The sequence below is a fragment of the Paenibacillus sp. N3.4 genome (assembly GCF_008017805.1).
Classification (GTDB): Bacteria; Bacillota; Bacilli; order Paenibacillales; family NBRC-103111; genus Paenibacillus_E.
The window spans coordinates 62,978-85,417 of the sequence record NZ_VRTT01000001.1 but is presented as its reverse complement, the minus strand read 5'-3'; the positions used below and the strand labels follow the sequence as shown (position 1 = coordinate 85,417).

20 protein-coding genes are annotated in these 22,440 nt (G+C 47.4%); 14 read left to right on the top strand and 6 right to left on the bottom strand.

Translation table 11 applies throughout. The features are described from left to right. Window positions 1-384 precede the first annotated feature (384 nt). Together FU659_RS00370 and isdG are read right to left on the bottom strand one after the other, a co-directional pair. Window positions 385-585 (bottom strand): PspC domain-containing protein, encoded by a 201-nt coding sequence (locus FU659_RS00370; RefSeq protein WP_315971251.1) that lies wholly within the window; start codon window positions 583-585, stop codon window positions 385-387. A gap of 150 nt (window positions 586-735) precedes the next feature. After that, on the bottom strand, window positions 736-1,074 hold the full coding sequence (gene isdG / locus FU659_RS00365) for a heme oxygenase (RefSeq protein ID WP_147945719.1): 339 nt from the start codon (window positions 1,072-1,074) through the stop codon (window positions 736-738). 304 nt (window positions 1,075-1,378) lie between these two features. Here isdG and FU659_RS00360 point away from each other — a divergent pair, with 304 nt between their 5' ends. After that, window positions 1,379-2,245 carry a MurR/RpiR family transcriptional regulator gene (locus FU659_RS00360; protein WP_147945718.1) on the top strand — a complete coding sequence of 289 codons (867 nt, stop codon included), beginning with the start codon at window positions 1,379-1,381 and terminating at the stop codon, window positions 2,243-2,245. Window positions 2,246-3,141: 896 nt separating this feature from the next. Here the strand turns inward: FU659_RS00360 and FU659_RS00355 are convergent. The 3 genes from FU659_RS00355 to FU659_RS00345 are packed head-to-tail and all read right to left on the bottom strand — an operon-like array spanning window position 3,142 to window position 4,947. Then, complete coding sequence (locus FU659_RS00355) at window positions 3,142-4,347, bottom strand: NAD(P)/FAD-dependent oxidoreductase (protein ID WP_147945717.1); 1,206 nt, start codon at window positions 4,345-4,347, stop codon at window positions 3,142-3,144. Next, entirely contained in the window at window positions 4,340-4,681 is a 342-nt protein-coding gene (locus FU659_RS00350; protein ID WP_147945716.1) for a (2Fe-2S)-binding protein, read from the bottom strand. The genes FU659_RS00355 and FU659_RS00350 overlap by 8 nt, the downstream gene beginning before the upstream one ends. Beyond that, window positions 4,678-4,947 carry a (2Fe-2S)-binding protein gene (locus FU659_RS00345; RefSeq protein ID WP_147945715.1) on the bottom strand — a complete coding sequence of 90 codons (270 nt, stop codon included), beginning with the start codon at window positions 4,945-4,947 and terminating at the stop codon, window positions 4,678-4,680. Before FU659_RS00345 ends, FU659_RS00350 begins: the two co-directional genes overlap by 4 nt. A gap of 293 nt (window positions 4,948-5,240) precedes the next feature. Here FU659_RS00345 and FU659_RS00340 point away from each other — a divergent pair, with 293 nt between their 5' ends. Both FU659_RS00340 and FU659_RS00335 read left to right on the top strand, forming a co-directional pair. Beyond that, window positions 5,241-6,446 (top strand): NAD(P)/FAD-dependent oxidoreductase, encoded by a 1,206-nt coding sequence (locus tag FU659_RS00340; RefSeq protein WP_147945714.1) that lies wholly within the window; start codon window positions 5,241-5,243, stop codon window positions 6,444-6,446. A gap of 43 nt (window positions 6,447-6,489) precedes the next feature. Then, window positions 6,490-7,479, top strand: a complete 990-nt coding sequence (locus tag FU659_RS00335) for an ornithine cyclodeaminase family protein (RefSeq protein ID WP_147945713.1) — start codon at window positions 6,490-6,492, stop codon at window positions 7,477-7,479. On the opposite strand, the gene FU659_RS00330 is transcribed toward FU659_RS00335, so the two are convergent. Beyond that, on the bottom strand, window positions 7,476-9,092 hold the full coding sequence (locus FU659_RS00330) for a sigma 54-interacting transcriptional regulator (RefSeq protein ID WP_261807522.1): 1,617 nt from the start codon (window positions 9,090-9,092) through the stop codon (window positions 7,476-7,478). The genes FU659_RS00335 and FU659_RS00330 overlap by 4 nt on opposite strands. Window positions 9,093-9,715: 623 nt before the next feature. Between FU659_RS00330 and FU659_RS00325 the strand changes: the two genes are divergently transcribed. The 11 genes from FU659_RS00325 (at window position 9,716) to FU659_RS00280 (ending at window position 22,369) form a co-directional block, all read left to right on the top strand. Continuing rightward, window positions 9,716-10,720, top strand: a complete 1,005-nt coding sequence (locus FU659_RS00325; RefSeq protein WP_147945712.1) for a dipeptidase — start codon at window positions 9,716-9,718, stop codon at window positions 10,718-10,720. A gap of 128 nt (window positions 10,721-10,848) precedes the next feature. Beyond that, window positions 10,849-12,453 (top strand): ABC transporter substrate-binding protein, encoded by a 1,605-nt coding sequence (locus FU659_RS00320; protein WP_147945711.1) that lies wholly within the window; start codon window positions 10,849-10,851, stop codon window positions 12,451-12,453. 72 nt (window positions 12,454-12,525) lie between these two features. Further along, window positions 12,526-13,479, top strand: coding sequence for an ABC transporter permease (locus FU659_RS00315; protein ID WP_147945710.1), 954 nt, complete (start codon window positions 12,526-12,528; stop codon window positions 13,477-13,479). Window positions 13,480-13,502: 23 nt separating this feature from the next. Then, window positions 13,503-14,408 (top strand): ABC transporter permease, encoded by a 906-nt coding sequence (locus FU659_RS00310; RefSeq protein ID WP_147945709.1) that lies wholly within the window; start codon window positions 13,503-13,505, stop codon window positions 14,406-14,408. Window positions 14,409-14,450: 42 nt separating this feature from the next. Beyond that, window positions 14,451-15,455, top strand: coding sequence for an ABC transporter ATP-binding protein (locus FU659_RS00305; protein ID WP_147945708.1), 1,005 nt, complete (start codon window positions 14,451-14,453; stop codon window positions 15,453-15,455). Then, window positions 15,442-16,428 (top strand): ABC transporter ATP-binding protein, encoded by a 987-nt coding sequence (locus tag FU659_RS00300; RefSeq protein WP_147945707.1) that lies wholly within the window; start codon window positions 15,442-15,444, stop codon window positions 16,426-16,428. Before FU659_RS00305 ends, FU659_RS00300 begins: the two co-directional genes overlap by 14 nt. A 394-nt stretch (window positions 16,429-16,822) precedes the next feature. Beyond that, a complete protein-coding gene (locus FU659_RS00295; RefSeq protein ID WP_147945706.1) occupies window positions 16,823-17,689 on the top strand; it encodes a MurR/RpiR family transcriptional regulator in 867 nt (288 codons plus the stop codon). 119 nt (window positions 17,690-17,808) lie between these two features. Beyond that, window positions 17,809-19,131, top strand: coding sequence for a serine hydrolase domain-containing protein (locus tag FU659_RS00290; protein ID WP_261807521.1), 1,323 nt, complete (start codon window positions 17,809-17,811; stop codon window positions 19,129-19,131). A gap of 116 nt (window positions 19,132-19,247) precedes the next feature. After that, a complete protein-coding gene (locus tag FU659_RS00285) occupies window positions 19,248-20,723 on the top strand; it encodes a M81 family metallopeptidase (protein ID WP_147945937.1) in 1,476 nt (491 codons plus the stop codon). A gap of 30 nt (window positions 20,724-20,753) precedes the next feature. Then, a complete protein-coding gene (locus tag FU659_RS36710; RefSeq protein WP_261807520.1) occupies window positions 20,754-21,092 on the top strand; it encodes a hypothetical protein in 339 nt (112 codons plus the stop codon). Beyond that, window positions 21,065-22,369: an ABC transporter substrate-binding protein gene (locus tag FU659_RS00280; protein WP_261807519.1), complete on the top strand. Its 1,305-nt coding sequence runs from the start codon at window positions 21,065-21,067 to the stop codon at window positions 22,367-22,369. The genes FU659_RS36710 and FU659_RS00280 overlap by 28 nt, the downstream gene beginning before the upstream one ends. Window positions 22,370-22,440 lie beyond the last annotated feature (71 nt).

Below are 22,440 nucleotides of genomic sequence, written 5' to 3'. Positions count from 1 at the left end.
AGTATACGTATTCTCGGTATGTGCTAATGCACTTAACTCAGCGTAACAAAAATATAGAACACTCAGCCCTTTTGTGTAACCGTACAAAAGGGCTATTCGACGTTCAATCTTGATTTTTTCTTTTGATAGATGAAATCAATATGCAGACCTACTTCTTGTTTCTTTACCACGAATTGGTTACTAGAGATTTAATATTCATATTTTCAAAATCTTGAAAAGTGGGGATTTAGATATTTCCTCTTTTTTAGAAAAAACATATCGACCCTCAATATTGAATGCTGGTAAATATACGTTAAATGTAGACGTTAAATTCCAAGAAAGTTATGGAGGAGAATGGAAAACAATGAAATCCAAAAGGGACTATCCCCAATTGGAGACAGTCCCTTAGAAATGGCTGTAAGGCATTTTTGGCACCAGCATACTGGCGATGAAGTACATCAGCGTAACCGTTCCAAAGCTGCATAGGGCAGATATGACGACGATCAGTCGAATGAGAGTCGGATTAACGCCAAGCCACTCGGCAATTCCTCCGCAAAGCCCAGTTAATTTGCTGTCTGTACTGGATCTGAACAATTTGTTCATCATAATTCTCCTCTCGTTTATCAAGCGTTTTTTATTGATCTGGCTTGTTCCTATGTCTTCATTGTAGCTTACAGGAAGCTTTCCGAAAACGGACCTGTGGCGGTTAGACAAGCCATACTAAAGTCGGGGAGGAGCCTCTACTTTAGGGAAGCTTTAACTGGCGGACGCCGACGCATCTTCCGATTTAAGAGGCTGACGAACAATTTTCACGTCATAAAAGGATATTTTGTTCGAGATGATAAACGAGGGTGTCTCTCGATGGGCATGGAATTCGCGGAAAGCCTCGCTTGTGGTCCACGCGTTGAAATCTTCTTTGGACCGCCAACGGGTTACCACACTCACTTCATCATACTCTTTGATACTTTCCGTCAAATGGACCTCCAGGCCGAGAAAACCTTCCATATATTCGACTTTACCTGTTTTATCGAAACGCTCGATCAGTTTGTGGGCGTCGCCTTTCGTGATGTGCGAAGTGTTCGTTACAATAATCATGGATAATGCCTCCTTGTGAGGGGGGCTTTGGCGGCTCACCCCCGCCATCTCAAACCACTATATGTACCATCGTAGAGTCCGCTTGGTCCTATCGCCATTCCCCTTCTGGTTGTGGTGCAAAGCTCTAATTCATGATAACATGATTGAAATGAATTCATGGGATGGAGCAATTATTAGAAATATAGCCTAAGTTATCGTGAGGGCAGGTCGAATGCATTCATTCGTCTGTCCTTTCTTTAGTTGAATTAATCAACAAATTGTTTGGTTTGACAGCATACCATAACGATACAAAAAGGTGGTTACCATGAACAGTGTACAGGATCGAATTCACAAATTATACAATCAACTGTCCAACCAACAGAAACTCGTTGCGGAATTCATTTTGGAAGAACCGCAGAAGGTAGCTTTACATCCCGCCAAGGAAATCGGTGCGTTGACAGGTACGAGTGGAACCACTGTTATACGATTGTCCAATGCGTTAGGATATTCGGGGTTTAGTGCCATGCAAAACGAAGTACGTCAATCTCTATTGGCATATAGCCAGAGGGAAAATCACATTCAAAAGTTCTTTGACCATCCCAAGCGATTGAATGAAAAGGAAGGCCTCATCACCTATAAAATGGAACAGGATATCGCCTATATTAGCGAAACGCTGAACTCGTTGAGCCAAGATGCACTGGATCAAGCGGTGGAGAGCATTATCAAGGCAAAGAAGGTTGTGGTCGTCGGTTTTCGTTCCTCCTATGCTCCGGCGCATTGGCTTTCTTTCACGCTTAATATTGTGAAAGGAGATACGCACCTTTACACCGGTCAAAATGATGATGCGAATTATTTGATGATGCTAGCGGATGAAGAATGGCTGGTGATCGTTCTATCGTTTCCTCGTTATACGCAAGAGACCATCTCCTTTGCCAAGGTCGCCAAGGAGAAAGGGGCGAAAATCCTGGCGTTTTCGGATGACGGGCTGTCACCGATAGGAGCGATAGCCGACCAGTTGATTAAGGTGACGATTCCAACGCCTGTACTGCATGGAATTACCACCATTTTTTCGGTCTTGAGTGTTCTTATCGCCGGTGTGACACAAGCGGACAGGGAAAACGTGGAAGAACGCTTTAACAAGTATGATCAGACCAGTCAACAGTTTTATCCGTTTGCAACGACTGATAAATAAGACAACACGTTCACGGCGATTGAGTAGGCGGTTGCCATGATAACGGGAAAGGCCAACTGGTGCAAGAGTATGAGAAACTCAAATCGTGCGTTCCTAACTTTGTTCCGGGAAGTGGCGCAGAATCCGATGTCCCTTCTCGAGGGGATGGATTCGTCGATTCGTCGAGCTCTGGCACGATAACTTTGAGAGCGAGTAGATGAAGATGCGAATAGCATAAATTCGAAACAGTTGATTCAGTGTTTAGATAACGGTTTTACCTACATCAATCTTTCTGGAACTCAAAAAACATGAATTAATATTTCCGTCCGATTAATCAGTCAATGCTGCTTACTGAACGGTTTTTTTTCATGCAAACAAGTATTATCCTTACCGGGTATCACTGTTCTTATCTCTCGAACTTCGAATCGGATAAAAAAAGCACGAGAGCTGATACGACAATGTAGCATGAGCAGGGGAATCACAATTGGGTAGAGTGAATGAAGAACCATTCGGAATTACATAGAGGGTCAACAAGTCGAAGGTGACGATGTCTTTGACTTCAGTCGGAAGCTTTAGGTGGCTTCAGCCACAGGCTGTTTTTCAGCAGGCTTTAGCCTTAACAGTCGGTTTTCAGCCGCATAAGGAACCTACCGATTGTAGTCGTTAGTCGCTCAGTTACGGAATTATTAACGGATTTAAATAACTATACGTTCAGGAGCAGATGATTGAAAATCCTTTTATAGAGCTGATTTGGATGGAGGAATTGCATGTTTATCTTCAGGGGGAAGGCTACGTAATATAAGTTAATAGGGATACGATAGCGAGAATTGAAGCGGTTTATATGGATAGGAAAAAGCAGGTTAAAAGCACCTGTTTTTCCCTATTATCAAAATGGATGGTAAAAGGTTTGCGCGAGATCAATTGATCTCGTGATTGGCAAAAAGTGTCTGGATACTCGCGCGGCCATGGGCGATTTGCGGATGAAACTGGATCGTCGCATTTTGGCGTGTGATTAATACCTTGTCGATAGCAGACTTAAGCCGTTGTTTGTCATTCAGGCATCCCAGATCATCGGCAATGGACAAGCCGGCAACTGTTCCTTGGGATATAGCTACTTTGGCACTCTCGATGCCGGTGATGTTGCCAGCGACGTAGAGCCCGTCGAGCGGAGTTCGCATCCGCTCGCTGTGCAGAGGCACGTGACCGCCTAGCTCAGGCAAATAGGCAAACGGACAGCCTGCTATGGCAGCCAGTTCAACGAGCGGGTACAGCCCACCTGCGATGCAGACGAAATCGGCAGAAATTACTTTTTCCGTACCCGGTACGCTTTCACCGTCGGGTGTGAGGTTGGCAATTCGTACCCCTTCCACCTGCTTGTCGCCGATGATTTCCAGTGCAGCCGTTTTTAACTGGATGGGTATGCCCCACATCTGGATGCCGTTGGTCGGGAGAAGCTGCAAAGCAAGCTCTTTCATCCAGCTCCATTTCATCAACCTGCTGCCAAAGCGGATGATGGGGGAGGGAGCTAAATGAGCGACGCGGAGCATCGAATCCATGACGTTTCGCGGGCTGCCCGCTTCCTTGGTCAGCGTATTGCTCACGGGGAGAAGCATCCGATCTACCTGAATTCCGGCAAGCTGCAGCTCGCGTGTGATGGCTACTGACAGGACGTTTACGCCAATGACGACACCGCGGGAGCCTACTTTGACCCGTTGGACGTTGGTCATGACCTGGGCCGCCCCGATGGACATGACGCCGGGAAGAGTCCATCCGGGGATCGGTACGGCAACCTCGGCCGCCCCTGTAGCGAGCAAAAGCTTCGGCACTTCCACTTTTCCATTCGAGGTACTTATATTCCAACATTTGTTAGTATTCGCGATATCGTAGACGGAGGTGCCGCATTCAATGATAACGCCAGCCGCAAGTGCTTGCTCGTGCAGGCGCTTTGCTTCCTCAATACCGTTCCACCAGGTACCGCTCGGCTCTTCGTGCAATTGTCCGAGCAAACGGCCTCCGGGTCTGGGAAATTCATCGACGATCTTGACGCGCAGGCCTTGTTCGCTGGCAGCGATTGCTGCTGACAAACCAGCCGGTCCGGCGCCCACAATCAACAGATTAGTCATGTTGATGGCCCCCTTTCTTGAACGGAGTCGGGAATTGAACGCCGGATAGAACCGCCATGCCGTCCTCCACAAGCGTGAGGCAAGCCCGTTTTCCTTGTTCGCCATTGACCGTCACGCGGCATTCAAAACAATGGCCAATGTTGCAATAGATGCCGCGTGGAGTGCCGTGTTCTTCCTGGACACGCAGGGTTCGAACTCCATTTGCCAAAAGAGCGGCTGCTATGGTTTCCGATTCATAAGCAGTGTAGATCTTCCTGTCGAATTGGAACGAAAGCTGTTTGCGGTCAGCGAGCGTCCCTAACACGGGATGGTGCTGGATTCTTCCGAATGTCATTTGTTACCTCCAAGCAGATCAAAAGATACGGGGCGCACCGGCGGCTGATAGCCAAGCGGGATGGCGTGTGTCGGCGCCTTTTCGGTTGATTCCGCTGCAATCATGTCAATCAACTGGCGGCATGTGCGGCCGCTGCAATATCCCATACCGGCCCGGGTTCTCAGCTTCAGCTCCCGAGACGAACATTGGTACGTTTTGGCTGTTTGCTCCAATTCATGCAACGACACTTCTTCACATCGGCAGACGATGACTTTTTTTGGGTCCATAACACATTTCCTCCTTACATGATTCTGATCTATAAGCTAGCAAAAATCGTGCCGATATTTTGAACCTTGCAATGGAGCAAGCAAACAGCTCAGAATGCACAGTTTGTTCATCATGATGATGTGCAAGTTTTTACACATATTCTAAACAATTACACATACTGCATAAAAAAGGTGAAAGAAATTTGACATATCTCGTTGCATTCCATTCATTTCGATTGGCATACTTCTTGCTTGTATTAATCTGACAATAGATAGGATAAAGGAAAACTACTCAACCCAAGGAGATTTGAGATATGAATGTGAGAGCCCATTCGGAAGTCGTCGTGATCGGCGGAGGTATCATCGGCAGTGCAATTGCTTATTACACGGCAAAAGCGGGGATCAGCGTTACTGTGATAGAGCGAGGAGACTTGGTCAGCGGTACTTCTTCTCGTTGTGACGGAAACATCCTGGCGATTGACAAAGACCTCGGATTTGATAGCCAGATGTCGCTCATAAGCCAGGAATTGGTGACAGAGCTGAACAAGGAATTACAGATTCCCTTTGAATACCGTAGAACGGGCAGCATCCTCGTATGCGAGTCAGAGGAAGAAATGGAAGCGGCAGAAAAATGGGTTCGCCAGCAGACAGAAGCTGGCTTGCCTTTCCGCATGCTGGACCGCTCCGACATCAAACAGGAGTCAGCCTACTTTGCGGATGATTTGCTCGGTGGACTGGAATGCGCCACGGATTCCACCATCAATTCGTATATGCTGTCCTATTCGTTGATAGATGGAGCTGAGCGGTACGGAGCGCAGATCGTAACCAAAGCAGAAGTAACTTCAGTCAATCGGGACATCGCGACAGGACAATGGGGCATCGGTACGAGCGAAGGAACATTTACCGCCAAGAAAGTGGTGAACGCAGCAGGCGTCTGGGCGCCGACAATCGGCAGGTTGGTCGGCATCGAGATTCCCATTGTACCGCGCAAGGGCCACCTCATCGTCGCTTCCAGACAGATGCCGGTGATGGTGCGCAACGTCATGGAGTTCGGCTACCTGCTCTCCAAGTTCGGAGGAAAGCGAAAAGTAGATCAGGAGACGGAAAAATACGGAGTAGCCATGGTGCTTGAACCGACGGAGAGCCAAAACTTCCTCGTCGGCTCCAGCCGTCAGTTTGTCAATTTCAATACGAAAGTAGACCTGGATGTCGTTCGTTGCATTGCCCGCCGCGCAATCCGTTTTTATCCCAAGCTGGCGGATATGACGATCATACGCACGTATGCGGGACTCAGGCCTTGGACGGAAGACCACTTGCCGATCGTCTGTCAGGTTGAGGCATTGCCGGGGTTTTTCATTGCGGCGGGGCACGAAGGAGACGGCATCAGTCTCGCGGCTGTGACAGGTAAGCTGATTTCAGAGCTTCTCACCGAACAGGAACAGACGATTATCCCAACAGAACCACTCCGTCTGGACCGCTTTAGGAAGACAGAAGAGTGCAGGCAGCATGATGCATCATGAAAGCAAAATTGTTAAATAAAGAGCATTTCAGGAGGAAGAAAACATGTTAATACTCGGTATCGAAGATCAGAAACGCGCTATTACCATGCCTGAAGTACTGGATAGCGTATCACTTGCGCTCTCATCCTATTCCGGGCAAAAAACCGTAACACCGGTTCGTGTACACATTCCTGTGGTAAAGCACGAGGCAGTCTCCCTGTTCATGCCGTCTTACGTAGAGCAAGCGAACAGTCTGGGCGTCAAATTCGTTTCCGTATTCCCTCACAACCAGTTGTTAGGCAAGAAGACCATTTACGGGATGATGATCCTCGCCGACACGGAGACTGGCGAACCGCTTGCTTTGATGGATGCTTCTTATTTGACAGTGATTCGTACTGGAGCAGCATCGGGCGTGGCTGCAAAGTACTTGGCCAGAGAAGACGCGAGGGTGATGACCATGATTGGGACGGGTGCGCAGGCACCTGGTCTTATTGATGCGATTCGAACTGTTCGTCCGATTGAAAAGCTTCGCCTATTTAATCGAACCAGAGTAAAAGCCCTTGATCTGGCGGCAGAACTGAAACAGCGTTACGGGTCGGAGGCGCCAGATATCGAAGTGCTGGATAATCCGGATGATGCCATATATGGCGCAGATATTGTCGTTACCGCCACTACCTCCAACACACCTGTCTTTTTGGCGGATTCTGTGGTCAAAGGCATGCACCTCAGCTCCATCGGTGCATTCAGGCCGACCATGCAGGAAGTCCCTGCGGATGTCATGATCCGCGCCGACAAGGTTGTTGTAGAGTCCAAAGCAGCGGTGCTGGAAGAGACAGGAGACGTTGTCATTCCGCTGCGGCAGGGATTGTTTACAGCAGAACGCATCACTTCCGAATTGGGTGAAATCATTGCCGGTACTAAGCCGGGACGTGAGAGTGCCGATGAGTTGACGATTTTCAAATCAGTTGGTTTGGCGGCGATGGACGTTGTCGTGGCCAAAGCAATTTACGACCGTGCGCTGGAGCTGGGAATCGGTCAGCGCATCAACTTCTAAGCCATCGGTATATTCAGCCGATTCATTTTGTTGTACAGCGTTTTACGGGAGATGCCCAGCCTTTTCGCTGCCGCCAGTTTGTTGCCTTTCTCCATGCTCAGCGCATGCAGGATCATTTTTCGATCATGTTGATCCCGTTCCTCCCATAGAGACTGCACCTCCGAACGAAAGGGAGTTGGAGTGACTTCGGGAATGATCTCGGGCTTGGACGACAGCGAGAAGGGCAGGTACTCTTCATTGATTTTTCCCTCTACAGCAAAAACGGCCAGCCGCTCCGTCATATTTCGCAATTCGCGTATATTGCCCGGCCAGTGGTATTCCAACAAATGGTGTATGAGGTTAGAGGATATGCTTTGTATCGGGCGATTATATTGGATGGAAAACTCGAATAAAAAGAACTGAAAAAGGTCAACAATTTCTTCTTTTCTTTCTCGAAGCGGCGGAATATGGAGACTGAACACATTTAAGCGGTAATACAGATCTTCGCGAAACTTACCTTGCGCAATGAGAGCTTCCAAATCCCGGTTGGTGGCCGCGACTACCCGGAAATCCGCTTCTATTTTTTTCGTTCCGCCTACTGAATAATAGGCCTTTTCTTGCAGAACACGGAGTAGCTTCACTTGCATGTCAAGGGGCATTTCTCCAATTTCATCCAAGAACAGCGTCCCGTCGCGGGCCAGCTCGATCATGCCTTTTTTACCTTTTTGATCGGCTCCTGAGAAGGCTCCCTTTTCATAACCGAATAGCTCGCTTTCAAATAAAGAAGGGGGAATCGCACCACAGTTGATTTCAATGAAAGGAGCGTCTTTGTCTTCTCTGATGTTGTGGACGGCTCTTGCAAACAATTCTTTGCCTACTCCGCTTTCACCTAAAATGAGCACCGTAGTTTTCGTTTGAGCCAGCATGTTGATCATATTTTTGAGATGAGTTATCGCCTTGCTCGTCCCTTTAATTTGATGGTACGGGTCAGAATCAGGGTTTAATTTTTCCATCTTCTGTTGCAAGTAATGCACTTTTTGTGTTGCCGCATACAATTCCTGATTTAAGCGGACTTGGCTGGTCATATCGGTTTCGGCCGCGACCGACCCGATGATGTTTCCGTTGAGGCGAATAGGGTTGGTGTTAATCACAACGAACAGATCTTCACGAGGCTGATGTTGCTTTCGATAAACCGCTTCGCCTGTTTGTAGCGTTTTCAGCATGGCTAATTTTTCGCTCGTAAAAAAGTCAGTAATCGGTTTCCCCAGCATATCCTTTGATTTGTTGGAAAAAGTTTTCTCCGCCCCTTCCGACCACACGACTACCTTGGCATTTTCATCAATCAAAGAAACTGATAAATCCAACGTATCAATCAGGGTTGAGAAGTACGCTTCCAAATACTGAAATGTTTGAAAGACTGTCTGAAGAACATCGGTTTGATCTACGTACCCAACAGGTTCGCCATTCACATCGGTTACCGTAATGGTATCGCTCTCTTGAAAAAGGGGAATGACCTCGGACAAAGGGGTGCCAATGGGAACAGACATGACTTTCTTTGTTGTCTGCTCGCCTTTCGTGTACGGTAAGGAAACTTTTTGGATGAATTGCTCTAGAATTGGAAGTTTATGCTTCAATGCAAATGACCTCTTTTCAAAAGTGTGTAGTAATTTGTATCAAAATTATACATGAATACTCAGTTATTGTGTAAAATCTTCTCACAAGCATTCCGGCGAATGGGTCATTGATGATAACAACGCAGACCTTTTTTGCCATCATTACCGGTTTGACCTGGGCGATATTCCCGGTGTCGGTACCTGCTACGACTTCTTCGAGCATCCTTGACCTCTCGTAGACAAAAACGTGAATGAGTTTGGCATGTTATTTGCTTAATATAAAATTAGGGCTATCAAGTTAGCTCAGGCCACTCTAGATAAAAGAACGAATGTTTGGTATAAGAGTACCAAACATATGATCGGGAGATGAGTCGGATGGCTAAATAAGCACCTATTACGGTTACATAATTTCAAAAGCAGTTTTTAACAGAAAAGGCTACTATGAATACCTTTTTAAAATGAAATGAGGTGAAGGGTTCCGCTGTCCTGTATGTCAACACGATGCTTGATACGTCATTACTACACGAAAAAATCCGCTTTACGAATGCGTACGACAAGAGAGGGTTGGATAGATTGAAAGCGCTTTATATTGGAGAGTTTGATTCTGCTTCATCCAAATGTGTTTCATAGGAGGAAATAACCCAATGAATGATGTCCAACAAATTCATCAAGACGCAATTGTAATTGATGCCGTGTGTCCGCTTTTGGACGATCCTGCTCATCTTGAACTATATCGGCAAGGCGGCTGCACAGTAGTTGCGCCGACGGTCGGTTTAATCGATGGTGCGGCTGCGACGCTGCGCACGATTGGCAAGTGGATCAACTTGATCAATGGCCGAGACGACCTCGTTCTTATTAAGAGAGCGGCCGACATCGGCGCAGCGAAAGCTTCGGGCAAGCTCGGCATCCTTTTTCATTTTCAAGGCACAGGGCCGATCGAGGACAGCCTAGACCTCGTGGATGCTTACAAAGAACTTGGAGTCGGTATTATCCAACTCGCCTACAACGTGAAGAATCGGGTTGGCGACGGCTGCGAGGAGCGGACCGATGCGGGTCTCAGCCGCTTCGGGTTGAAGCTCATTGAGCGCATGAACCGCGCCCGAGTGATCGTCGATTGCTCGCATACAGGCTATCGGACTACGATGGAGGCGATTGAGGCCTCTTCCGCGCCCGTGGTGTTTTCGCACGCCAATCCGCGGGCCGTACATCCATCTCCACGCAACATCCAGGATGACCAGATCAAAGCTATCGCCGCAACGGGCGGACTTGTAGGTGCGGTCGGCTTCCCCAATTTCGTATCTTCTTCGCACAGGCCGAGCCTTGACGATTTCATTGCGCATATCGATTACATGGTTGAACTCGTCGGCATAGATCACGTTGGGCTTGGCATTGATTACTTCACCGGCATGGATCCGATCACGCCTCTTGCCGTGGTAGAGGCCATGTACAAGTCGTTTGTCGATTTTGGCGCTTGGACACCCAAGAGCTACTCACCACCACCCTACTACTATCCGACTGGGATGGAGACACCGACGGGCTATCCAAAACTGACCGCACGGCTACTTGAGCGTGGTTATAAGGAAGAAGACGTTCGTAAAATTCTTGGCGACAATTGGGTACGCGTCTATCGGGCGGTTTGGGGGGCTTGAGTTAAATGTTGCCGGGATGATTTATCGGCGGATCTGAGTGGGAAAATTGCCTGGCGTGATGAAGGTATGTCTGCTTTAGGAAATCAGTAGGTGATGGGAATGCGCTAATTTCCGAGGGGGAAAAGAAATTGAAAACAAAATCTACAATTATTGTTTTACTTGTCACTATGTTTGTATTTGCTTTGAGCGGTTGCAGTTCAACGCCAAATGATCCATCGAAAGCGACAAATACGGCAACGTACAGCAATGGGCAAACTTCTACTGGAGCATCCGGCGGAACATTAAAAATCGCATACCCTAGTATACCGACAACGCTTGACCCACATATGTCTACTTCCGGTTACACGGCTCAGCTTGCGATACAAATTTTTGAAACTCTCGTTACGCTCAACTCCAAATATGAAGTGGTACCTAATCTCGCGCAGTCATATGACATCAGTAAAGATGGTAAAACGATTACTTTTGCATTAAGACAAGGGGTCAAGTTCCATAACGGCAAAGAGATGAAGGCGGAGGATGTTGTCGCCTCAATGCAGAAATGGCAGAAAACCTCCTCTACTGCGAAAGCCGATCTTGGAAATTCGACCTGGGAAGCAAAAGACGACTACTCGGTTGTGCTTCATGTCGAGTCTCCCTCGTACATTCTGATGTATGATATCGCCAATCCTACACAATTTCCCGCAATTATGCCAAAAGAGATCATTGCAGGCGCGGATGCAACGGGAGTCAAGGAGTACATTGGAACCGGCCCGTTCCAATTTAAGGAGTTCAAGCCGAACGAGTACATGCTATTCACGAAATTTAAGGAGTATCAGCCGCTTTCGACTCCTGCCGACGGATTGTCAGGTAAGAAGGAAGCTCTTGTTGATGAATTGTATTTCTATAGTGTCAAGGATAGTTCCACGGCCATTAATGGCTTGGTCAGCGGAGAATACGACGTTGTTCCATATGTTAATTTTGACGCGCTCCCTCAAATTGATAATGCAAAAAATGTAGTCCAGATCAAGTATTCAACCGGAATCACAACCTTAGTTTTTAATAAGAAACAAGGATTGTTTGCAAACGTCAAAGCGCGGCAAGCGGTGAATATGGCGCTAGACAAAAAGGCGATTATGACGGCTGTCTATACAGGTCCTGATTTTTTCCGACTTGATCCCGGCTTGATGCAAAGAGAACAATCCGCCTGGTATTCGGATGCAGGCAAAGAGATCTATGAAAAGCATGATCTTGGGCAAGCGAAGCAACTGCTGAAGGAAGCCGGATATAATGGGGAAGAAGTGCGGATCCTTGCATCTAAGGATTGGCTACCCGGCTATAATGCGGCGATTGCGGTGCAGCAACAGCTTCAGGAAATTGGTATGAAGGTCAAGCTTGCTGTCATGGATTGGTCTACGCTGCTCGATCGTCGTAGCAAACCGGATCAATGGGAGATGTTCTTTACCACTTTCCCATCACAATCCACCCCGCTACAATATCCGTTTTTGGATTCAAAGACGAATTGGCCCGGTTGGACGAACAGCCCCGAAATCGACAAACTCTTGACGAAGATTAAAGCTTCGACTTCCCAAGCAGAAGTGAAAGCCACTTTTGCGGAATTGCAAAAAGTATTCTGGGATGAAGTTCCAGTTGTCTCGACAGGTTATTCTATGCAGGTTGACGCTACTTCGAATAAGGTAAAAGGTTACAAAAATTTCATCTGTTCGATCTTCTGGAACACTTCCATCACAAAATAATATCAAACGATTGCCCTGCTTCATGTCGTTATAAGACATGAAGCAGGCGGTCATAAGAAAGGGGGAATCCGTTTGAAAGCATATATTCTGGGTCGACTTCTTTCCCTGTTCCCGGTCATGCTGATCGTGGCTAGTATTGTTTTTTTGATCATCCATTTGACGCCGGGCGATCCTGCGGCTGTGATGCTGGGGCAGGATGCAAGCCCTGATATGGTTGCGCAACTGCATCATGACCTTGGTCTTGACCGTCCGCTATTGGAACAATTCTTTATTTGGTTTACGGGCCTCCTGAAAGGGGACTTGGGCACGTCTATTTTTTTGAAGCAGCCTGTATTAACACTGTTTGTAGATCATATCGGACCCACACTTTCCTTAGCTATACTCGCCCAGGGCATTTCCATTCTAATTGCGATTCCGATGGGGATTGCAGCGGCCAGAAAGCGAGGGACAGCCCTGGATCAAACGTTTATGACCATTTGCCTGCTCGGCATTTCCTTGCCCATTTTCCTTCTGGCTTTGCTGTTATCTTTGCTCTTTGCCGTAAAGCTGGGTTGGCTGCCCGTGGCCGGATACCGGCCGCTAAGCAGTGGAATGTGGACGTACTTCAAATATCTTATTCTTCCTGCTATCGCGTTAGGGGTGATCCAAGCCGCTTTTATCGCTCGGATGACCCGATCGTCCATGCTGGATGTATTGAGTATGAACTATATGAAAACAGCCCATGCCAAAGGCGTGAAAGAGATCGTTCTTATTTATAAACACGCTTTAAGAAACGCGTTTATTCCGATTTTGACCGTCATCGGGCAGTCCTTCGGCGGATTGATTGCCGGAGCGGTTGTGACCGAGACGGTATTCAACATCCCAGGGATTGGCCAATTGCTCATTCAAGCGATCAGCCAACGGGATTTTGCCGTGATTCAAGGCGTTGTGCTCTTGAGCGCCGCTTCGTTTGTATTGATTAACTTATTGGTCGATTTGCTTTATGGCGTGGTGGATCCGCGCGTGCGCTTAAGCAGAAAATCATAAAGCTGGATAGGAAGGAATTTGTTATGAATAAACTATCAGTAGTAGAAGCAACGGTCGTTTACGATGCAAGGAAAGCCTTGCAAATCGAGCGGCGAGCTTTGCGGATCCGGCGGTTTTTAGCGAACCGTCTGTTGGTCATTGGGAGTATCGTCATTGTAGCGCTTTGTTTAATTGCTTTACTTACGCCTGTCTTAGGCTCGCAAACCCCTTATGAGATGAAGACGGCCGAACGTCTTCAAGCACCGAGTATGGCGCACTTTTTTGGCACAGATAATTTTGGTCGAGATGTATTCAGCCGTGTCATATACGGCACCAGGGTTTCGTTGACCGTCGGCTTTTCTGTCGCTTTCCTCTCCATGCTGGCGGGAGCGTTGATAGGTCTGTATTCAGCCTATTATAAGCTTCTGGATCACATTCTTATGCGAATTTGCGATGGACTATTGGCGTTTCCGGGTATCCTGCTGGCTATTGCGCTCGCGGCAGCCTTAGGGGCAAGTATGGTCAATGTCATCATCGCTTTATCGATAATATGCACACCGGAGGTCGCCCGTGTGGTTCGCTCCTCGGCGTTAGTAATAAAGGAACAGGTCTACATTGAAGCGTTAAAAGCACAGGGGGCCAGCTCGTTGCGTATCATCTGGCTTCACATAGCTCCCAATGTGATATCGCCGCTCATTATTCAATTTACATTTATTTTCGCCACTTCGATTCTGATTGAAGCGGCGCTCAGCTTCCTTGGAGCGGGGATTGCTCCTCCGAGTCCAAGCTTGGGAAACATTTTGTATGACGGTAAAGTCGTGATTTTTTCCGCTTGGTGGATGACGATTTTTCCGGGCCTGTTTATCCTGCTGGCCGTATTGGGATTTAACCTGTTCGGCGACGGACTCCGTGATTTTCTCGATCCCCATACCAATAAAGCACGTAAATAAATGATCGGGACGATAGCGATCAAATGAAGGAGTGTGACATCCATGTCATATGAGTACTTATTGGAGCTGAAAGAACTGAAAACAACGTTTTTCACGGAACACGGTCCTGTTACCGCAGTGAATGGAGTTTCCTTTCGGGTTGCCGCTGGGGAAACGCTTGGCGTTGTCGGAGAGTCCGGCTGTGGCAAAAGCGTGACCTCCGAATCGATCCTCCGCTTGTTGAATGAGAAGTCGACAAACTACGAAGGAGAGGTTAACTATAAAAACCAAAACCTACTGGCGTTATCGGAAGAGGAGATGAGGAAAATTCGCGGGAATGAGATCTCGATGATCTTTCAAGATCCGATGTCCTCGCTCAATCCGGTGTATACGATCGGGGATCAAATTGTCGAATCGATCGTCATCCACCAAAAGCTCAGCAAAAAAGAGGCTTATGTGAAAGCGGTTGAAATGCTGCGGTTAACAGGCATTCCTTCGCCGGAGAAGCGAGTACATGAATATCCGCATGAATTGTCGGGAGGCATGCGGCAGCGGGTGATGATCGCTATCGCGCTGGCTTGCGAGCCGAAGCTGTTGATTGCCGACGAACCGACAACGGCGCTAGATGTTACTATTCAAGCCCAGATTCTCGACTTGATTCAGGATTTGAAGCAAAAGCTGAATATGGGCGTTGTCTTGATTACCCATGATCTTGGCGTCGTTGCCGAGGTATGCACGCGCGTGGTGGTCATGTATTTGGGGGAAGTCATCGAAGAGGCTCCAGTAGGCGACTTATTTGCCCATCCGCTTCATCCGTATACGAAAGAGCTGCTGAAGTCGATTCCGCAGCTGGATGGCGACCGTTCGCAGAAATTGCATGTCATTCACGGCACGGTTCCTCATCTCTCCAAAGTTCCTAAAGGCTGCCGGTTTGCGCCAAGGTGCGCCTATGCAACGAAGAAGTGCGAGGAAACACCTCCCGAATTGACTGGTATGGATCATAAAGTGCGCTGCTGGCACTATGAAGCGATTTTGCAGAAGGAGGGCGGACTACATGCAGCACAATAAGGGAGAGGCGAACGCCCCGTTATTAACCGTAAAAAACCTCAAGAAATATTATCCGGTTTCCACACCATTGGGGCGGATAAAAGGGTATGTGAAAGCCGTTGACGATGTAGAATTTACGCTGCGCGAGCGGGAGACGCTCGGGCTGGTTGGAGAATCCGGCTGCGGGAAGAGTACAACCGGTAGAACGATCATGCGCTTGACGGATCCGACGGACGGGCAGGCTTTTTATAAGGGCAAGGATATATTCACCTTGAAAGGGCAAGAGCTGCAAACGATGCGGCAGAAATTTCAAATGATATTCCAAGACCCCCACTCTTCGCTGGACCCGAAGCAGTATATCGGACACGCGATCGAAGAGCCGCTGCGGATTCACCGGATTGGGACGAAACAAGAACGCATGGAACGCGCGATGGATTTGCTCCATAAAGTAGGGCTGAGAGAAGATCAGTATTTCCGCTATCCACATGAATTTTCAGGCGGACAACGGCAGAGGATCGGGATTGCAAGGGCGTTAGCGGTGAACCCGAAAATTATCATCTGCGATGAGCCTGTCTCGGCGCTGGATGTGTCCATACAATCGCAAGTCATTAATTTGCTGCAAGAATTGCAAACTCAATTTGATCTGTCGTACGTGTTTATCGCGCATGACCTGAGCGTGGTCAGGCATATCGCCGACAGCATCGGCGTGATGTACTTGGGCAAAATCGTCGAAAAAGCGGCTACAGATGAGTTATTCGCGCAACCGCTGCATCCATATACGCAGGCTTTGTTGTCCGCCGTTCCGATCCCGAATCCGAATGTAAAAAAAACGCGAATGATCTTGAAAGGTGATATCCCATCTCCTTTCAATCCCCCATCGGGATGCGTCTTTCATACCCGATGCCCTCATGCGATGGATCGATGCAAGACGGAAGTTCCCGCACTGTTAGAGAAGGCCTCCAACCACATGGTGGCTTGCCATTTGTATAATTAAGTATTTTGTTAGAAGTTGTTTCGAAAATACAACTTGTAAAAAGTAAATGATAATTGTATAGTTAATTTATGGATTTAAAAAAACAAATATATCTAAATTGTGGATTATATAATCGCGGAGATATGAAAACGCTTTTACTAAGTGTTTATATCAACGAAGCCTGTTGGGGCTGGAAAAAAGAAAAGGGTGTGATCGATTTTACTTTTATTAAGGATTAATCTCATATACAAACACTTATTGTAAGCGCTTTCTGATTATTGGTTGCAGATGTCATCAGAGAAACTGGTTCATGATGAACAAATGTAATCTCTTGCATAGCATGAGTATCCCCTAGACGAGCAAATGGCATATTTCATTTGAGAGTCAAGCCAAAACGATACAAAAGGTGGTTACCATGAACAGTGTACAGGATCGAATCCACAAATTATACAATCAATTGTCCAACCAACAGAAACTCGTTGCGGAATTCATTTTGGAAGAACCGCAGAAGGTCGCTTTGCATCCCGCCAAGGAAATCGGTGCGTTGACAGGCACGAGTGGAACCACTGTTATACGATTGTCCAATGCGTTAGGATATTCGGGGTTTAGTGCCATGCAAAACGAAGTACGTCAATCTCTATTGGCATATAGCCAGAGGGAAAATCACATTCAAAAGTTCTTTGACCATTCCAAGCGAATGAACGAAAAGGAAGGCCTCATCGCTTATAAAATGGAGCAGGATATCGCCTATATTAGCGAAACGCTGAACTCGATGAGGCAGGATGCACTGGATCAAGCGGTGGAGAGCATTATCAAGGCAAAGAAGGTAGTGGTCGTAGGATTTCGTTCCTCCTATGCTCCGGCGCATTGGCTTTCTTACACGCTTAATATTGCGAAAGGGGATACGCACCTGTACACCGGTCAAAATGATGATGCGAATTATTTGATGATGATGGCAGATGAGGAATGGCTGGTGATCGTGCTATCGTTTCCTCGTTATACGCAAGAGACCATCTCCTTTGCCAAGGCCGCCAAGGAGAAAGGGGCGAAAATCCTGGCGTTTTCGGATGACGGGCTGTCACCGATAGGAGCGATAGCCGACCAGTTGATTAAGGTGACAATTCCAACGCCTGTACTGCATGGAATTACTGTCATTTTTTCGGTCTTGACTGTTCTTATCGCCGGTGTGACACAAGCGGACAGGGAAAACGTGGAAGAACGTTTTAACAAGTATGATCAGACCAGTCAACAGTTTTATCCGTTTGCAACGACTGACAAATAAGACAACACGTTCACGGCGATTGAGTAGGCGGTTGCCATGATAAAGGGAAAGGCCAACTGGTGCAAGCACTTGCAGCGTTCACCTATACCAATACGATGAAAATTCCGGGAGGGTTTCTTATGAATAATCAGGAATGGATCAACACGTTTGAGGAATATGCACAAAAGCTGGTTGATGAGCATCAAATTCCAGACGCCGTTATCGGCATCGCAAAAGATGGAAAGCCCATCTATCAGAAAGGGTTTGGATTTAGTGACGTCGAAAGCAGACATGCAGACACAGCAGATTCAGTGTTTGGCATAGGCTCCATAACCAAGTCTTTTACATGCGTAGCGATTATGCAGCTGCTGGAAGCGGGTAAGCTTTCCGTGCACGATCCGATTGTGACCTATCTTCCGGAATTTCGTCTGAAGGCGGGAAACATAGTCGAGCAAATGACGATCCACCACCTGATGACGCATACAGCAGGGCTGCCGCCGTTAACTACTTTGTTCCTAGGGATTAAACGGAGCATGCAACTCGATCCTGATAGTCTGCAACTACTTGGGGAAAGAACCTTTTACATGATGAATAACGGGCCGATGATCGATACGTATGAAGAAATGTTGACGTATATGGCCGAATTGGATATCGAACTGCTCGGTTCGCCAGGTACGCAGTTTAGTTACTCCAATGATTCCTATGCTTTACTGGGTCTTATTGTGGAACGAGTCAGCGGAAAGAGCTATGAATCCTATATAAAAGAGCACATTCTGCAACCGGCGGGAATGAATCGCAGCGTCTTTTTCCTGGAGGAATTAAAAGGAGACGACAATATTGCATCCATTTACGCCAGTAAAAAGAACGATGGCGAAGTGCAAGTGTTTCTTTCCGACAATTGGTATGATGCTCCTGCGATGCGAGCAGGCGGATTCCTCAAATCGACAATACGGGATATGTTGAAATACGCTGACATTTACCGAACAGGCGGACTTGCCGGAGGGGCGCGAATCCTTAGTGAGGAAAGTGTGAAACAAATGATTGCCCCGCATATCGAGATTGAACCTGGGCGTTTTTACGGTTACGGACTCATGATTACTCCTGATTATCACGGCAGTCTGCTTGTTGAACATGGCGGAGCCCTCAAAGGGATTGCAGCACAAATGCATGTGTTGCCAGAACTAGGGATAACCGGTGTCTCACTTATCAATCTGCAAGGTGCACCAGCTACTGCGCTGATAAATGGAGCTTTGAATGCTTATGCTGGTCGTGCTGCCGAAGCACCTTACCGGTCGTTTTCTCACTTCCAAGTTCCTACGGAGCGGGCGGAGGAATTTATAGGAGACTTTAAATCAGACGAAGGCGTGCAGTTCAGCATCAAATGGGAAAATGGGAAGCACGTTCTACTCACTGAAGATAAGCAGGAATTACCCATGGAGCCAATTGGTGAAGACCTTTTTTGATCAAAAAGAGTACATCGGAAATTTGTGTGAGATGCATCCGTGACAGTAATCACGACGTTGTCCGCGTCAGCTATGGTTTTCGACAAATTACGAAAATAAAGAGGAGAAACACCGGCATAAAGATCGCAATCGGCGGAGTGGTGAATGAGATCAACACCTTTTCGAGCTTTGAGACTACCGTAGAATTGTTCAAGCAAAGGACTTGGGAACGGGGCGAAACCATTCTTTCCAATCACAGAGGTGTGCGTGATTATTTGGGAGGCATGATCGATCGTGCAGAAGCGTTAGGTATTGAAGTGATTCCAACGTTTGCTGCGTTCGCGGAGCCTGCCGGAAAGATAACGAGAGAGACCTACGAAACGATCAAAAGCGAATTGGCGGCGGGCATTCAAGCAGCCGGAACGGTTGATGCGATCTGCCTGTCGCTGCACGGAGCTGGTGTTGTCGTAGGCATCGACGATATGGAAGGCGATCTTTTACAATACGTTCGCAGTCAGGTTGGTTACGAGCTGCCCCTGATCGTAACGCTTGATTTGCACGGAAATCTTACGGAAAAAATGGTTGCAGAAGCAAATGTACTGCTCGGCGTGCATCTGTACCCGCATACGGATTGCTATGAACGGGGCATAGAAGCCGTCGATATCGCTGAGCAAATGGTGAAGGGCGGACTTCAAACGGCCATGCACTTGACCAAGCTGCCGCTGATGATTCCCACCTCGACGACGAACCTTTCTCCGGCTAAAGATATCAACGCGATTTGCTTGGAATGGGAAAAACACCCTGACGTTATTGACTGCGCTTTCTTTCACGGCTTCCCTTATACCGACCATCCGGACGTTGGCGTTTCCGTTGTTGCAGTTACCCGTGGCGACCAGCTACTAGCCAAAGAGGTGGCGGACGACGTAGCGAACCAAATTTGGGCCAAGCGAGAAGAATTCACTCCACAATTCCTATCACCAGCAGAAGGCATCCGGCAGGCGCTTGCGGCTGAAGGGCTGCCGATTGTCATCAACGAGACATCAGACAATCCCGGCGGCGGATCTCCAGGTGATGGCACTTATCTGCTTCGAGCGATGCTGGAAGCCAATTTGCAAAATGCTTGTTTCGCCTTTATCTACGACCCTGAAGTTGCACAAATCGCCCATGAAGCAGGAGTGGGAGCGACGATTACTGTGAAATTAGGCGGAAAAGTAGATAAGCTGCACGGGGAGCCGATTGAGTTGACCGCCACTGTCAAATCGCTCACAGATGGCCGCTTCATTATATCTTCGTCGGTGGCTAAAGGTACACATGTCGATCTCGGCAAATCGGTACGTTTACAGGTTGGGGGCCTCGACATTCTCGTCTGTTCCGTCAGAACACAGGTACTAGATGAACAAATTTACCTGCTGCATGGAATCGACGTCAACACTTTTAAAATTGTCGCTTTGAAGTCCAGTCAGCATTTCCGGGCAGCATTCGAACCCATCAGCAAACAAATCATCACGGTAGATTCACCAGGTTTATCGACACTTCAGTTTTCTTTCTTTGATTACAAACGCTTAACTCGACCGATTTATCCACTTGACGAAATTTCTGTTCATTCATTTTAGAGGAGATCGACAACAAAAGGAGGGTTATAAATGTTTACTTTTAATCCATCTCGCAGGTTTCATCGTATCTCCATGATGTTCTTTATCTTTGCGATTCTCTTAGCTGGGTGCACATCTACACCCAAATCAGGCAGTGATCCAGCCGCTAAAGGTACGCCAAAAGAAGGGGGAACGCTGGTAATCTCTTCAATGGTTGAGCCAGAAACATTGGATGTGACAAGGTCAACCTGGATTGACGCTGCAATTGGATTGATGTACGAACCTTTGATCACACTTGATAACTCAGGTAAAATCATCCCCTGGTTGGCTGAAAGCTACAGCATCTCAGAGGATGGAAATATATGGACATTCACTTGCGCAAAGGGGTGAAATTCCATTCCGGTGAACCACTCAATGCGGAAGCAATGAAGTACTCTATTGAAACAATGCTAAAGGATTCCCCGAATAAAGCGCTTATGGGTCCGATCACGAAGGTAGAAGTTGTAGATGAGCAAACGTTTAAGATTATCTTTTCCGAACCGTTCGCTCCATTTATGTCGACAGCCGTTGGGGTGATTTTGAGTCCGATAGATCCGAAACGTCACAAGGAAAACCCCGATAATTTCGGAAAAAACCCTTCTGCAACTGGACCGATTATGTTTGATAAATTCGAAAGAGGTCAATCTGTATCCTACAAGAAAAACCCGGATTACAATTGGGGAGGTTCATCGATTGAAAACAAAGGGCCTCTACATGTAGATGAAGTTGTCTTCCGCTTTCTAAAGGATGACGATACGAGAATTCTGGAATTTAAAAAGGGCACGATTCACATGCTGATGGATGTACCCGCTACCTACGTGGGCGATCTGAAAAAGGTCCCGGGAGTCAAAATTGAAAGCGCATTGGGACAAGGGATGGAATATCTTGGGATGAATAATAAAAATCCGATGTTCCAGGATGTTCGGGTCAGACAGGCTCTTGCAATGGCGGTTGATCGTGCACCGATCAATCAGGTTGCCCATTCCGGTTACAACCAGCCGCTCTTTGGACCGTTGCCGCCGACCGTTCCTGGTTACAGTGAAAAGATCGAAGGCTTGGCAAAAGGGATGTACGCCAAAAATTTGGGAAAGGCAAAATCGTTATTGGCTGAAGTCGGATATAAGGACAGCAACAAGGACGGCATTTTGGTAAAGGACGGAAAACCGTTCTCCTTTGAACTGTTGGTGACCGCGGAGCCTGCTTACCAGCGAATCGCACAAATTCTGCAAAGCCAGTTCAAGGAAATCGGGGTTGATATGAAGATCACTATAACCGATGTTCCTACGTTGAAAGACAGAGCGAAAAAAGGCAACTACGATATGTACCTCCTGTACTGGGGCTATAGTGATCCAGAAATCCTGAACTTATTGTTTGGTGCTAAAAATTCGAACCGCATGTATGTCGATAATCCGGAACTAGAGAAACTGATCCTCAAAGGGCGTTTAGTGACGAATGTGGAAGAACGTATGAAGGTGTACGAACAAGCGCAGGAAATTCTCGTGAAAGAAGCGCCTTGGATCCCGTTGTTTACTTCTGAAACGGTGACAGCGACACAAGGTATCGAAGGATTCAAAATAAATCCATACACAGGCAATTATTCGCTTAACGATATTCGCTTGACGAAATAACGAAGGATGACAACTCGACTGCGTCGATACTACAGGGCTGACGCAGTCGGAGTCTGCAATAAACATTGTGA

What these genes read in the sequence shown, in the direction of transcription:
- FU659_RS00300 (WP_147945707.1), top strand. Translation starts at nt 15,442, where the DNA reads ATGCAGCACAATAAGGGAGAGGCGAACGCCCCGTTATTAACCGTAAAA.
- FU659_RS00290 (WP_261807521.1), top strand. Translation starts at nt 17,809, where the DNA reads ATGAATAATCAGGAATGGATCAACACGTTTGAGGAATATGCACAAAAG.
- FU659_RS00360 (WP_147945718.1), top strand. Translation starts at nt 1,379, where the DNA reads ATGAACAGTGTACAGGATCGAATTCACAAATTATACAATCAACTGTCC.
- FU659_RS00370 (WP_315971251.1), bottom strand. Translation starts at nt 585, where the DNA reads ATGATGAACAAATTGTTCAGATCCAGTACAGACAGCAAATTAACTGGG.
- FU659_RS00345 (WP_147945715.1), bottom strand. Translation starts at nt 4,947, where the DNA reads ATGGACCCAAAAAAAGTCATCGTCTGCCGATGTGAAGAAGTGTCGTTG.
- FU659_RS00355 (WP_147945717.1), bottom strand. Translation starts at nt 4,347, where the DNA reads ATGACTAATCTGTTGATTGTGGGCGCCGGACCGGCTGGTTTGTCAGCA.
- FU659_RS00295 (WP_147945706.1), top strand. Translation starts at nt 16,823, where the DNA reads ATGAACAGTGTACAGGATCGAATCCACAAATTATACAATCAATTGTCC.
- FU659_RS00280 (WP_261807519.1), top strand. Translation starts at nt 21,065, where the DNA reads ATGGACATTCACTTGCGCAAAGGGGTGAAATTCCATTCCGGTGAACCA.
- FU659_RS00325 (WP_147945712.1), top strand. Translation starts at nt 9,716, where the DNA reads ATGAATGATGTCCAACAAATTCATCAAGACGCAATTGTAATTGATGCC.
- FU659_RS00350 (WP_147945716.1), bottom strand. Translation starts at nt 4,681, where the DNA reads ATGACATTCGGAAGAATCCAGCACCATCCCGTGTTAGGGACGCTCGCT.
- FU659_RS00340 (WP_147945714.1), top strand. Translation starts at nt 5,241, where the DNA reads ATGAATGTGAGAGCCCATTCGGAAGTCGTCGTGATCGGCGGAGGTATC.
- FU659_RS00335 (WP_147945713.1), top strand. Translation starts at nt 6,490, where the DNA reads ATGTTAATACTCGGTATCGAAGATCAGAAACGCGCTATTACCATGCCT.
- FU659_RS00310 (WP_147945709.1), top strand. Translation starts at nt 13,503, where the DNA reads ATGAATAAACTATCAGTAGTAGAAGCAACGGTCGTTTACGATGCAAGG.
- isdG (WP_147945719.1), bottom strand. Translation starts at nt 1,074, where the DNA reads ATGATTATTGTAACGAACACTTCGCACATCACGAAAGGCGACGCCCAC.
- FU659_RS00305 (WP_147945708.1), top strand. Translation starts at nt 14,451, where the DNA reads ATGTCATATGAGTACTTATTGGAGCTGAAAGAACTGAAAACAACGTTT.
- FU659_RS36710 (WP_261807520.1), top strand. Translation starts at nt 20,754, where the DNA reads ATGTTTACTTTTAATCCATCTCGCAGGTTTCATCGTATCTCCATGATG.